The 14,089-nt window shown below is 35.4% G+C and carries 9 protein-coding genes; 5 read left to right on the top strand and 4 right to left on the bottom strand.

Annotated features, from left to right (window positions below):
* The first annotated feature begins 28 nt into the window (after positions 1 to 28).
* Both pbpC and ACQ65V_RS05925 read left to right on the top strand, forming a co-directional pair.
* Positions 29 to 2,380, top strand: coding sequence for a penicillin-binding protein 1C (gene pbpC, locus ACQ65V_RS05930; RefSeq protein ID WP_430467240.1), 2,352 nt, complete (start codon positions 29 to 31; stop codon positions 2,378 to 2,380).
* Positions 2,381 to 2,429: 49 nt separating this feature from the next.
* Positions 2,430 to 2,861: a hypothetical protein gene (locus ACQ65V_RS05925; RefSeq protein WP_412561895.1), complete on the top strand. Its 432-nt coding sequence runs from the start codon at positions 2,430 to 2,432 to the stop codon at positions 2,859 to 2,861.
* Positions 2,862 to 2,913: 52 nt separating this feature from the next.
* Here ACQ65V_RS05925 and ACQ65V_RS05920 read toward each other — a convergent pair whose 3' ends face one another.
* The gene (locus tag ACQ65V_RS05920; RefSeq protein WP_430467239.1) at positions 2,914 to 3,993 is read right to left on the bottom strand and encodes an endonuclease/exonuclease/phosphatase family protein; all 1,080 of its coding nucleotides are present in this window, start codon (positions 3,991 to 3,993) and stop codon (positions 2,914 to 2,916) included.
* A 135-nt stretch (positions 3,994 to 4,128) separates the two neighbouring features.
* Here ACQ65V_RS05920 and ACQ65V_RS05915 point away from each other — a divergent pair, with 135 nt between their 5' ends.
* On the top strand, positions 4,129 to 7,014 hold the full coding sequence (locus ACQ65V_RS05915; RefSeq protein WP_412559462.1) for a carboxypeptidase regulatory-like domain-containing protein: 2,886 nt from the start codon (positions 4,129 to 4,131) through the stop codon (positions 7,012 to 7,014).
* Between the two features lie 35 nt (positions 7,015 to 7,049).
* Positions 7,050 to 8,471 (top strand): DUF5689 domain-containing protein, encoded by a 1,422-nt coding sequence (locus ACQ65V_RS05910; RefSeq protein ID WP_430467238.1) that lies wholly within the window; start codon positions 7,050 to 7,052, stop codon positions 8,469 to 8,471.
* A 485-nt stretch (positions 8,472 to 8,956) separates the two neighbouring features.
* Here ACQ65V_RS05910 and ACQ65V_RS05905 read toward each other — a convergent pair whose 3' ends face one another.
* On the bottom strand, positions 8,957 to 9,469 hold the full coding sequence (locus ACQ65V_RS05905; RefSeq protein ID WP_430467237.1) for a cation transporter: 513 nt from the start codon (positions 9,467 to 9,469) through the stop codon (positions 8,957 to 8,959).
* A gap of 96 nt (positions 9,470 to 9,565) precedes the next feature.
* Here ACQ65V_RS05905 and ACQ65V_RS05900 point away from each other — a divergent pair, with 96 nt between their 5' ends.
* A complete protein-coding gene (locus ACQ65V_RS05900; protein ID WP_430467236.1) occupies positions 9,566 to 10,444 on the top strand; it encodes a DMT family transporter in 879 nt (292 codons plus the stop codon).
* Positions 10,445 to 10,493: 49 nt separating this feature from the next.
* Here the strand turns inward: ACQ65V_RS05900 and ACQ65V_RS05895 are convergent, their stop codons facing one another.
* Together ACQ65V_RS05895 and ACQ65V_RS05890 are read right to left on the bottom strand one after the other, a co-directional pair.
* Positions 10,494 to 12,572: a M16 family metallopeptidase gene (locus tag ACQ65V_RS05895; RefSeq protein WP_430467235.1), complete on the bottom strand. Its 2,079-nt coding sequence runs from the start codon at positions 12,570 to 12,572 to the stop codon at positions 10,494 to 10,496.
* Positions 12,573 to 12,591: 19 nt separating this feature from the next.
* The gene (locus tag ACQ65V_RS05890; RefSeq protein ID WP_273289300.1) at positions 12,592 to 13,911 is read right to left on the bottom strand and encodes a M16 family metallopeptidase; all 1,320 of its coding nucleotides are present in this window, start codon (positions 13,909 to 13,911) and stop codon (positions 12,592 to 12,594) included.
* Positions 13,912 to 14,089 lie beyond the last annotated feature (178 nt).

Below are 14,089 nucleotides of genomic sequence, written 5' to 3'. Positions count from 1 at the left end.
GACCATAAAACCTACTTTTGTATAGTCCATGTATAGGTTAATCAGATATATTAAGCGAAATAGAATAAAATCTTTAGTGATTTTTGTGCTTCTAGTTGCTTATTATTTCTGTTTGCCAAAACAGTTATTTAAAGATCCTACAGCAACTGTAATTACAAGTCAATCTGATGAATTATTGGGTGCGTTAATTGCTGAAGATGGACAGTGGAGATTCCCAGAGAGTGATAGTATTCCTGGTAAATTCAAAACCTGTATTCTTCAGTTTGAAGATGAATACTTTTACAAGCATCCTGGTTTCAATCCGGTTTCCATTTTTAAAGCATTAAAAGACAATTGGAGTTCTGGTTCAGTAAAACGTGGTGGAAGTACCATTACACAACAAGTGATTCGCCTATCGCGTAAAGGGCAATCGCGAACCTATCTTGAAAAAATTAAAGAGATCATTCTTGCCACACGATTGGAATTCAGATTATCAAAAGATGAAATCCTAAACCTGTATGCGAGCCATGCTCCGTTTGGTGGCAATGTGGTTGGTATTGATGCTGCGTCATGGAGATATTTTAATCGTAGTGCTCATAATTTATCTTGGGCCGAAAGTGCCACACTTGCTGTATTACCCAACGCACCAAGCTTAATTTATCCTGGAAAAAATCAAAAACGATTATTGGATAAGCGTAATCGTTTATTGGAAAAACTCTACGAAAATGGAACAATTGATGAACTCACTTATGATTTGTCCATTGCTGAAGGCTTACCACAAAAACCCTATCCGCTACCACAAATTGCACCGCACTTGCTTCAAAAAGTGGCTAAAACCCATAAAGGAAAGCGGATTAAAACAACCGTAAAAACATCGCTACAAGAGCAAGCAAATTTTATTGTAAAGCAACATTACAATCAGTTAAAGCAAAACGAAATTTATAATATTTCCGTATTGGTTTTAGATATCAACACGCGAGAAGTTTTAACATATATCGGTAATTCACCAACTGACAGAGCGCATCAAAGAAGTGTGGATATTATTGATAAACCCAGAAGTACTGGAAGTATTTTAAAACCCTTTCTTTATGCATCCATGCTTGATGCTGGCGATTTACTGCCAAACACTTTAGTGGCTGATGTGCCAACACAGCTTGGGAGCTACCAACCTGAAAATTTCAATCAGTCTTATGATGGTGCTGTCCATGCCAACGAAGCCTTATCGCGTTCATTAAATGTGCCAGCTGTACGAATGCTTCAAGGTTTTGGATTGGATCGGTTTTATCATTATTTGAAGCAACTCCAACTTAAAGATTTAAAATACAATGCCAATCATTATGGACTATCTCTCGTTCTTGGAGGTGCGGAAAGTAACCTTTGGGATTTGTGCAAGAGTTATGCTGCAATGGCTTCGACTTTAAATCATTTTAATGATAATTCGAGTCAGTATTATACAAAGGAGTTTATTCAACCCATTTATAATTCTGAATCAAAAATTAACTTCGGAAAACTAACTACTGAGAAAACCGTTTTTGATGCAGCTTCCATTTATCTCACGTTTGAAAGTATGAAGCAAGTCAACCGACCAGAAAGTGACGAGAGTTGGGAATTCTACGATTCGTCCCAAGAGATTGCATGGAAAACAGGAACCAGTTTCGGTTTTAGGGATGCTTGGGCAATCGGGACCACTAAAGATTACGTGGTTGGTGTTTGGGTTGGTAATGCTGATGGTGAAGGACGACCAGGTTTAGTAGGTGTACAAACAGCGGCACCTATTTTATTTGATGTGTTTGATGTACTACCAAAAAGTGATTGGTTTTCTCAACCTTATGACGAAATGTTAGAAGTCAGCATTTGCAAAAAGAGTGGCTACAGAGCGTCTTCAATTTGTGATGATACGGAACTGAAACACATTCAAAAAAGCGGACAAAAAACTGCACCGTGTCCGTTTCACCAGTTAGTTCATTTAGATGCTTCGGAGCGATTTCAAGTGAATTCATCTTGTGAAGCTGTTTCAAGAATTAAAAACACGCCTTGGTTTGTATTACCTCCTTTGCAAGCGTATTATTTTCAGAATAAAAATCCATTTTACAAACCGCTTCCTCCTTATAGAAATGACTGCATTGAGAATTCGGGAATTTCAATGGAATTTATTTATCCCAATCAACAAAGTACTATTTTCCTTCCTAAGGATTTTGATGGCAACACCAATGACTTGGTACTGAAAGTTGCACATTCTAAACCCGAGTTAGAGCTGTATTGGTATGTAAATAGTAAATATATCGGAACCACAAAGGATATTCATGATATGGCTGTTTTACCATCGGAAGGAGAGCATATGATTACCGTTGTAGATGAAATGGGAAATGAGTTAAAGCATAAAATTACTATTTCAGAATAATCGCATTCATCTTCAAATCCTTATTTTTGTCCTCATAAATCAACTATCAATTATGGAGACTTTACAATTTTTACATTCGGGTTGGGCTTATTTAGTTCTACTCGTATTAATACTTGCAACCTTAAATGCCTTAGTCAAATTTTTTGGTGACAAGGAATTCGACGCGAAGGATTTTAGAATTTCATTGTTTACGTTAATTACGATGCATATTCAACTTTTATTAGGGCTAATTTTATGGTTTACTAAAGGTTATTTTGATGAAATGACGGTTGGAGAAGTGATGAAAAGCGAGGCGGTTAGAAAATTAGCGATTGAACATCCCGTAACCATGCTCATAGCGGTTGCATTGGTAACCATTGGGTATTCTAAACATAAGAAAAAACTTGTTTCTAAACCAAAATTTAAGGTGTTGGCTATTTTTTATACTATAGCTTTAGCATTGGTATTATATATGATTCCTTGGAATCTTTGGTTCAACTAATAAAAAAAGGCGCAAACTTAGTTTGCGCCTTTTTAATATATAATCTTTGTAATTAATCTTCCTCTTGGTCTTCGTTTTCTTCCACTTCCTTTATGAGATAGACATAAACAGGGAAGTGATCACTAAAGCCACCCGTAAAACCACCATCGGCAAAACTTCTTAAGGGATAGCCCTTATAACGTCCACGCTTATTGAACATGTACGCTGGGTTATAAATACCTGCTTTCCAGAACCTGAAAGACGAATAGTCATCTTCAAGTAAAGGCTGTGAAATTATGATTTGGTCAAACAAACTTAAAGCATCTCTATATGCTGTAGTTCCCCAACCTTTTTCGGTAAACATTTTTTCATAAGGGTTATAGAGACCTTTTAATGGCACATCCTTCTTTTCTTTCTTAGCTTTTAAAACTTCTTTTACACTCTCGTTTGTTGGATCATCGTTTAAATCACCCATCGTAAAAATCTTAGCATATGGATCAACAGACTGTAAGGAATCTATTAAACGTTTGTTCAACCTAGCCGCAGCAACTCTTTTAAATCGACTGCGAGCTTCACCACCACTTCGAGATGGCCAGTGACTAACAAGAATATGAATTAAATCTCCATCAAGCTCACCTTTTACCAATAACTGATCTCTAGTATACACGCGTTTTCTTGTTGCATCATCGTAAATCAATAATTCATGAGAACTAGAATCGACTGGTTTAAACAGTGCCTTTTGATATAATAAAGCAACATCAATACTTCTTGCATCTGGACCATCGTAATGAATAATGCCGTAATCCTTTCCTAAAAGTAAGGGGTCATTAACAAGGTCTTCAAGAACTTTTCTATTCTCAATTTCACAAACTCCAATTACTGCAGGTGCGTTTTTAGCCTTGTCAGCACCAATATTGGCAATTACGCGAGCCATGTTCTTTATCTTTTGTTTATAGACTTCAGAACGATTAGCTTTCATTTCCATTATCGGACTTCTTTCGTCAAATTTTAATGGATCATTGATAGTGTCAAATAGATTTTCTAAATTGTAAAACGCTACAGTATGGATTTTAAAACGTTTTTCCTTTTGGGCAGAAACGCTTGTAAAACTTACAATAGCAGTTAAAATTAGAAGGGATTTTAAAAATTTCATCTTGGTTATATTATGTAATCGTTATATCCTAAGCAAATTGCTTGCCAAAAGTATGTAATTATTATAAATAACGTACATTTGCAACCCTTAAATAACCATTTTTTAACCTATTAACAATCAATTTTAATATTAAGCATGAAAAAAAGTTTTTTAATTTTTCTGTTCGGAATTGTCTTTTCATTAGCGGGTTTTGCTCAGCAAACTATTGTTAAGGGAAGTGTTTTGGACGGAACGACAGGAGAACCAATTCCTGATGTAACAATTACTATTGAAGAAACCGGACAAACCCAAAACACGGACGGTAAAGGTGAATTTAGTTTTACCCAAAACGTTCCTCTTGGCGAACAAGTCTTAAAGGTGGAAAAAGTAGGCTATGTTACAAAACGTTACCCAATCATTGTTAACGAAGGACAAACTGTTGACATTAGCGGGATGACATTAGACTATGATCAAAGTGATAAGGATGACCTTTTCATTATTTCAATTTCAGACGACAATTTGAATAGTGAAGATGATGGCCTTACGGACAACATTTCTGGTTTATTACAAGCCTCAAGGGATGTATTTCTTAATGCAGCAGCATTTGACTTTAGTGCCACATTTTTTAGGCCTAGAGGTTTAGACAATGCCAATGGTAAGGTTCTTATCAATGGTGTAGAAATGAACAAACAATTTAACGGAAGACCACAATGGGCAAATTGGGGAGGTTTAAATGACGTACAGCGTAACCGTGTGTTTACTATGGGTATGTCGCCTAACGATTACACCTTTGGTGACTTAGCAGGTACAAACAATATTATAATGCGTGCTTCTAAATATAGAAGAGGCGGACGTATTTCGTATGCATCAGCTAACCGTAGTTATACTGGCAGAGTCATGGCGAGTTATAGTTCTGGCCTTTTAGAAGGAGGTTGGTCGTATTCTGTTTTAGGTTCTCGACGTTATGGAGAAGAAGGTTTTAGAGATGGTACACTTTACGATGCCAACTCTCTTTTTGTTGCAGTTGAAAAGCAATTGAATGAAAACCATAGTTTAAACTTTACTGGTATTTATGCTCAGAATAGACGTGGTCGTTCTACAGCTATAACGCAAGAAGTATTTGAGTTGAAAGGACGTGAGTACAACCCTTTTTGGGGAGAGCTTAATGGTGAACAGCGTAATGCTAGAATGCGAGAAACCAATGAACCTATTTTAATGCTTAATCATTACTGGCAGATTTCAGATAAAGTTCGTTTGAATAATAACGTGGCTTATCAGTTTGGAGAAATTGCCAACAGTAGAATTGATAATGGTGGAACAAGACTGGTAGAATTTAATGGTGAAACCGCTTATATTGGTGGAGCTAGAAACCCAACGCCAGAATATTACCAAAATTTACCTAGCTTCTTTTTACAAGATGATAATCCTACGGCTTATGATTATCAACAAGCCTATTTAGCACAGCAAGCTTTTATTAATGATGGTCAGTTGGATTGGTACAGAATGTACGAAGCCAATGCAGCACTTAGAGCTGATGGTGGCAACTCACTATACGCTATACAATCTGATGTGGTAAAAGATCAACAGCTAACTTTCAATTCTATTTTAGATGCGGAGTTAACCGATAATATTAAATTAAACGCAGCGGTAAGTTATAGAAACTTAAAAAGTGAAAACTTTGCTCGTATGGAAGATCTTCTTGGAGGAACTGGCTATTTGGATGTAGACTTCTTTGCAGAGGAAGATGACAACTCAACAATCAGTGATGAGGTAGCAGCAAATCTTGCGCAAAGTGATGTTAGAAACCCTAACAGAATTGTTACTGAAGGTGATCGTTATAAATATAATTATGAGATGCATGCTGATGTTATTTCTGCATTTGCCCAAGCACAATTTAAGTATAACAAAGTAGATTTTTATGCTGGACTAAATGTTTCTCAAACAACTTACCAAAGAGTTGGTCTATATGAAAGTGGTTTCTTTCGAGGTGGAGGCAACGATGGTTCGTTTGGAGAAAGCGATAAATTAGACTTCTCTAATTATGGCATTAAGGGTGGATTCACTTATAAAGTCACTGGTAAGCATTTAATTGATGTTAATGCAAGTTACTTTACTAAGGCACCAAGCATTAGAAACTCTTTTGGTAACGCAAGACAATCCAATGCAAAAGTGATTGGCTTAGAAAGTGAAAAAATACAATCTGTAGATGTTAGTTATATATTTAGATCACCAATAGTAAAGGCTAGGGTTACTGGTTTTTATTCAGGGTTTAAAGATGGGTCAGACATCGGTTTTTATTTCACAGAAGATTTGGCTGGTTTGGGTGTAGATACAGGAGATGCTTTTGTACAGGAAATTATGACCAACATAGAAAGAAGACATGTTGGTGTAGAATTGGGTATAGAAGCACAAGTAACACCAACTATTAAATTAAAAGGTGCTGCTTCTATTGGACAGTTTACTTTTCAGAATGATCCTAATTTATATTTAACCAGTGTGGATTTCTTGAATAGAAGTGATATTGATCCTCAAGTGACCTTCGGTGATGGTACAACACAGTTAGATGGCTATCATGTTTCTGGTGGACCTGAGCGTGCATTTCAAATAGGGTTTGAATATAGAGATCCGGATTTTTGGAATGTTGGTGTAACAAGTAACTTCTTTTCTAATGCGTATTTAGATGTAAGTAACTTGGCAAGATCAGCTAACTTTACCTCGGATTTTGATGGAAACACATTTAACGATTATGATCCTGACCTTGCTAAAGAATTACTAAAGCAAGAGCAGTTTGATGATTATATGTTAGTTAACATCATTGGTGGTAAATCTTGGAAAATAAATGATTACTTTGTAGGGTTCTTTGCAACCATAAATAATGTATTTGACCAAGAGTATAAAACCGGTGGTTTTGAGCAATCGCGTTTAGCTAACTTTAGACGTGTCAGTGAAGATAAATCAAGAGATAACGGTCCTATATTTGGTCCTAGATATTTCTTTGGTAATGGTACTACATATTACTTTAACGTTTATGTAAGATTTTAATAAAAGCTATGTTAGAACAAAATAAAATACAAAAAATGAAAACTTTAAAAATTAATAAAATAATACTATTACTAATAGGCTTAGTAGTATTTAATGGCTGTGTTGAGGATGACGAATTTAGCACACCAGACACAACAATAAGCGAACCTAATATTCCTGATAGTGCTAAAGTACAGATTAGTGCATTAGCTGGTGAATTAGCTCAAGCGCAAGGAAACAGTTCTTTAGACTATTCTGATGAAGACACCACATATTCATATACATTTAATGAAAATGATTTGTTTATGGAAGGTTATGTTGTTTCAACAGATGAAGGTGGAAATTTCTTTGAGGAGATTATCATTCAAGATAATTTTGAAAACCCAACCATTGGCATAAAATTATTAATCGATGTAAATCCTTTATTTGTTCGTTATGAGCAAGGTAGAAAGGTTTATGTTAAATTAAATGGTCTTGCTGTCGGTATTACAAATGGTGTTTTAACTCTTGGGGCGCTAAATGGAAATGAGGTTGATAAAGTGCCATCTGCATCAGAAAATGATGTTATTTTTAGATCGGCAGAGAAGATGGACTTGGTCCCACTTCCTTTAGCTTTTACAGATTTTAGCGACGATAAAACAAATTTATTTATTCAGCTACAAGATGTGCAATTCAACAGAAATCAGGCTACCGGAGATAATCCACAGACATTTGCATCAGAAGAATCAGATCAATTTGATGGTGAGCGAACTTTAGAAAGTTGTGCAACTTCTGCATCTGTAATTTTTAGTACAAGTACCTTCGCAGATTTTAAAGGACTTACATTACCTTCCGGAAGAGGAAGTATGAGTGCTATTTTAACTAAGGATTTCTTTGGTGAAGTATTTAACGTTGTAGTAAACACTCCAGAAGATATCAACTTTGATAGCACAGACCGTTGCGACCCAGACTTTTTAGAATGTACAGGCGCTTCTGGTGGAGGTTCTGCAATTTTCGCGGAAGACTTTGAAGGTTTCGGAACTTACGATTCTGAAGGATGGGATAATATCAATATCAGTGGTACTGATACGGATTGGTTTATCAGTAGTTTTAGTGGTAACTTCTATTCTCGTATTTCTGCATTTAACTCAGATAATGACGAGGCTGATGTATGGTTGGTTACTCCTGCTATTAACATGGATGCTACTACAGGTGAAGAATTATCTTTTGATATACAAGCTAACTTTGATAACGGTACTAACTTAACAGCCTGGGTGTCTACAGATTATGCAGGTGACCCAACAACAGCAACATGGTCTATCTTAGACGCAACAATTCCTGTTGGTCCGGCAAGTACCTTTGGTAACTTTGAAACTGTTGGCCCAATCAATATTTCTTGTGTAGATGGTAACGCAGTTATCGGATTCTTCTATGAAGGTTCTGATCCTAGTGCGACGACAAGATATCATTTAGATAATGTTGTTGTTACTGGCAACTAAAATTAAATAATTTTATATTGAGCCACATCTTAAGAGTTTAAGGTGTGGCTTTTTATTTATAGATAAGCTCATGTTAGATCACTACTATATTTCCGTGTTTAACCACTACAAAAAGACCTTAGGCAAACGGAGTCTTACGTTGGCATTATTGTACATCAATTTGCTAGAGCTTTCTATTTTGTTCGCCTTAGCTGCTTTTTTTAAGGCCTTTGCCAGTCAGATGAGGGTCTTAACTATTGCTTCAACTAAATTCTGGATACTACTGGGTATCGTTTCCTTATTTATAATCTTTAAGAACTGGATGCGGTATAATGGAAAAAAAAGAAATGTTCTCAATGCTAAATTAAAAGCGAAGTCAATTTCTATATTCCTGCTTTGGTTTCTTCCTATAGGATGTTTACTAATTGCTTTTGTTTTACTACAGGTACAATAAAAAAAAGCTACCCAACTGGATAGCGTTTCTAAATTATATTTCTATTATAATCTTATTCTGATTTCTTCTCTTCAGAGCAACATGCTTTTTTACAATCTTTCATGCAAGCAGCTTTATCTTTTTTTGCATCACCTGTACAACATTCCATTTTACAGTCCGCTTTACACGTTTTCTCTTTTCCAAAATCATCTACTAATTTTAAATCTTTCACCTTGTAAATTTCAGCAACGCCAGTCACTGCATCTTCAAGGGATTTTGGTGTTACTTTAGCCTCATCAAACTCAACCATAGCCAAACGCTTATCAAAATCTACTTTTGCAGATTTTACTCCCTCCATTTTTGCCATCTTTTTCTCAATGGTCTTTGCGCAACCCATAGCGCAGGTCATACCATCGATACTAAATTCTACTTTGGCATAACTAGCATTAGGGTCTAGGGTTTTGGAAACATCTTTATTGGTAACTTCTACATCTACAGTCTTAACTTCTGGTTGAGTCTCATTTTTACATGATGTAAAAACCAAAGTCATAACTGCGATGATACATATACTCTTTAATGTGTTCATAGATTTAAACTATTAAATTTTGGCTAAAACTAATAAATATTGGTGTTTCTTACATAAGAATTAACGAATTTTGTGATTCTTTTACAAAGCCTTAGTATGAAAAACCCTAACGTTAAGTGGATTTATCTTATAATTCTTTCCATAATTTGGGGGAGCTCGTTCATATTAATTAAGAAATCTTTATTAGGACTGACTCCTTATCAGCTTGGTGCTTTGAGAACTATTATTACGGGAATAATCCTTTTGGCTTTCGGTTATTCTCAATTAAAAGACATCCCAAAATCTAAATGGAAATGGTTATGCATCTCAGGATTCTTAGGCTCTTTCTTTCCTGCTTTCTTCTTTGCGATTGCAGAAACAGAAATAGATAGTGCTGTGGCATCCATCTTAAATTCTCTCGTGCCATTAAACACCATATTATTGGGTTTTGCAGTCTTTAAAATCGCCTCAACAAAACGACAAGTTTTAGGTGTCATTATTGGTTTTATAGGTACTTCCATTTTAATTATGAAAGGATCTGAGCTCAACCCAAATCAAAACTATTTATATGCTGGTTTTGTGATTGCCTCTACTTTGATGTATGGTGCTAACGTAAATATTATAAAACGTTATTTACAGGATGTAAAACCTTTAGCAATCGCGGCTGGTAATTACATTTTTATTGTTATTCCTGCGTTAGTCATACTATTATTTACAGATTTCTTCTCATCTGAACGACTTAACAATCCTGATTTACCGAGTGCTTTATTGTATGTTATTATTTTATCTGTATTTGGTACCGCTTTAGCCAAAGTGGTCTTTAATAAATTGGTTCAGATTTCTACACCTGTTTTTGCATCCTCTGTTACGTATATTATGCCCCTTATAGCTTTAATCTGGGGACTTTTGGATGGTGAAGCTTTTAGCTTAATCCAAGCTATGGCTTCATTGTTAATCTTAGTTGGCGTGTATTTATCACATAAACGCAAAGCATAAAAAAACCGAAGCTTTCACTTCGGTTTTAATTTTATAAAAATTAAAGATTTTAATTAAAATCTTCTGCTGTTACGCCTTCATTTACTTTAATCTCAGTAACTTCTAAGTTAAGAACTTGAGGCCCTGTTGCTATTTTCCAAGTGTAAGGCATCATCACGCCATTTACTTCCTTGTAATTAGAATAATCTGTAACAGTGGTTACGGATTGCCCAGCAGTTTCGTTAGTTTCTTCTGCTCTTAATAGATAGCCTGTTTCAACGTCATAGTATCTAAATGACTCTTTACCGTCTTTAGTTACCTTTATTTTGTAAACATCAGTGCCATCAATAGTAGTTTTGCTATCTAAAGTTAAGGTAGATGATTCCATAAATAATTCTGGGAACAAACCTTTTGTGGACTTTCTAGACGCGATATCTTTTTCGTCCATAGGAATTTTTCTCCCTTGTTGTTCCATATATCCAGTTTCACCATCAAAATTTTGCTTCATTACAGTACCCATGCCTTCAACGATCATTTCCATAGAAAACTTATTCGGAGACATTTGCTTCAAAATTGCTGTAGGCTTAAATGGCGCTCCTTGAATGGTTACATCTGCAGTTGTTAAAGTAGAGTTTACACTTCTAAGGTTCTCTTCACCACCAACGGCATCTACATATGTCTTTACAACAGATTCTGCCGTTAAACCTTCTGGTAATGGTTTAGAATATACAGGCTTGTCCGTAGGTTTAGCATATTTGTCATAATACATGATTGGAATTCCTGTTTTTTCAAGATTCTCTAATACTTCACTTCCTTTACCTACTACAATTATACGCGCATTTTCTGTCTTGAAATGTTTATTTGCAACACGCATTACATCATCCTTAGTCACCGCATTTATTTTCTCTAAATAAGTGGTGTAGAAATCTTCTGGTAAGTCATTTAATTTAATGTTTAAAGCATAATTAGCAATTGTTTGCGGACGCTCTAATGCCAATACAAAATCACCTACATACTTAGCTTTTGCATTAGCTAGATCTTCAGAATCTACAGGCTCAGTTTTAATACGGTTGATTTCCTTAAGCGTTTCTACAACTGCGCTATCTGTAACTGCGTTTCTTACCGCAGCACCAGCTGTAAAACGAGAAGCGTTCCATCTGCTGGTTCCAATGCTAGAACGTGCACCATAGGTATAGCCGTGTTCTTCACGTAGATTCATGTTTAAATAACTACCGAAACCACCACCTAAAATCTTGTTGGCAATTAAAACTGAATGGTAATCCTCATCATTCATTTTAAAATCAACATTGTTCGTCAAAGAGATGTTAGATTGTACTGCGTTTGGCATATCCACAAAATTAATTTGTGTGTACTGAGCATTGTCTTTTGGCTCTGGAATAGTAATATCTACACCTGCTGATTTTCCCCATTTTCCAAAATGATTTTTAATTTGTCTTTCTACATTACCGATCTCAACATCACCAACAACAACTAAGTAAGCATTGTTAGGGTTAAAATACTTTTCGTAAAAAGCCAATACATCTCCAAACTCAATATTGTTAACAGTTTCTTCTGTAACAAATTCACCTCTTGGATGATTTGCCCCATAAGATAATGCGCCACCAACTCTACCAGCAACAGCATCTACGCTCTTTTCTTGAGACTTTAAGTTTTCAATAAGCTTCTCTTTCTCTTTTTCAAATTCCTCTTTAGTCAATAATGGATTAATTGCCGCATCAGCCATTAATTCAATGATTCTGTCAGAATATTTAGATAATGAACTTGCAAAAGCTCCTTGAGCACCAAAGCCTAAACTCGCTCCCAAGAAGTCAATTTCTTCATTAAATTCATCTTTAGGAATATTAGTTGTTCCATTACCTAACATGGCAGCGAGGATACTAGAGACACCTGCTTTTTCACCTTCCCTAATCGGTTTGTTATCTATGGTTAAAGAGTAAGATACTCTAGGTAATTTATGGTTTTCTACAACAAGGACCTCAATCCCGTTATCTAACTTAAACTCACCTGGCTTCTCTAATGTTATTTTAGGAGCTGGACCTGGCTCAGGTTGCTTAGATCTGTCTATTTGTGCATTTACACCTACTGCCATTAAAAACAATACAATAAATGCTGATATTTTAGTTTTCATGTTACTATTCATTTTTATTTTATTGATCATCTTTCTTAGGTAAATACTCTAGTATTAAACGCTGATTAGGATTTAAATACTTCTTGGCAACGTCTCTCATTTCTTCTCTGGTGATGGAACGATAGATATCAATTTCGTTATTGATTAAATTTACGTCATCATACAACATATAGTAACGTGCCAATGAATTGGCAATTCCTGCTACACTCGAGTTAGAGTTTACAAATTGATTTTCAAATTGATTTTGAAGCTTTTGATAATCGCGCTCAGAAATTAAATCTGTCTGAATCTTAGCGATTTCTTCATCCATTTCTGTAATTAAAGTATCTAATGACACATCACCTAGTGGCAAACCAAACAAAGCGTACATACCGTAATCTTCTTGGCTTATGTTTACTGCTTGTACTTGTAAAGCTTGCTTTTGCTCATCTACCATCTTCTTGTATAAGACTGAGCTTTTACCTCCGCTTAAATATTGAGAAATCATATTTAACACATAAGAATCCCTATCTTTAAAAGAAGGAGTTCTGTATGCTGCAATTACAGCAGGAATTTGAATATTAGGATCGTAAGCCTTATCTCTCATAGATTCAGTGATTGGCTCTTCTTTAGGGAAATTTCTTTCAATATCCTCACCTCTTGGAATTGGGCCAAAATAATCCTGAACCATTTTCTTTACCTCAGCTTTATCAATATCACCAGCAACTACTAAAACAGCGTTGTTTGGTACATAGTATTTTTTATTAAATGCTTGGAATTCTTCTAAGGTAGCAGCATCTAAATGCTCCATCTCACCAATCGTAGTCCCTTTATAAGGATGTACTTTGAACATGCGCTTTTTAATCTCAGCCAATATGTTTCCATAAGGTTGATTGTCTACACGAAGTCTTTTTTCTTCCTTTACTACTTCATTTTGCGTATCTACACCTATCTGATTGATAACTGGGTGTAAAAGACGCTCAGACTCCATCCAAAGACCTAGTTCTACACTATTAGAAGGAAATACTTCATAATAGTAAGTTCTGTCGTCAGTAGTGTTGGCGTTATTGCTTCCTCCATTAGAAGTTACAATGTTAAACCATTCTCCGCGTGGAATATTCTCCGTACCTTCAAATAAAAGATGTTCAAAAAAGTGAGCAAATCCTGTGCGTTCTGGATCTTCGTCTTTTGCACCAACATGGTACATTACAGATACTGTTACTACAGGAGCCGAATTATCTTGGTGCAAGATAACGTGCATACCATTATCTAAATCGTACTCTTCAAATTCTACCTGTTGCGCGTTGGAGTGAAAACCAACTAACAACAAGAGCGCTAGAGTAAAAAAGCTTTTTTTCATTATTAAATGTGTTTAGTGTTTAAATTGTTTTTAGTGTTTGTCTATGTTAAGTTTACATTGTTACACAAAGCCTTACAAAAATAAGGAATGATTCCACTTTTTAACATAATAAAGTATAAAAACTCTATTTAATCCCGTAAAATTCCAATTCATTTTATTGAGATATCAAAATCCTATT

It is taken from the genome of Winogradskyella ouciana (assembly GCF_965284585.1).
Taxonomy (GTDB): Bacteria; Bacteroidota; Bacteroidia; order Flavobacteriales; family Flavobacteriaceae; genus Winogradskyella; species Winogradskyella ouciana.
The sequence above is the reverse complement of the archived record's forward strand: the minus strand, read 5'-3'. Positions and strand labels throughout refer to the sequence as shown.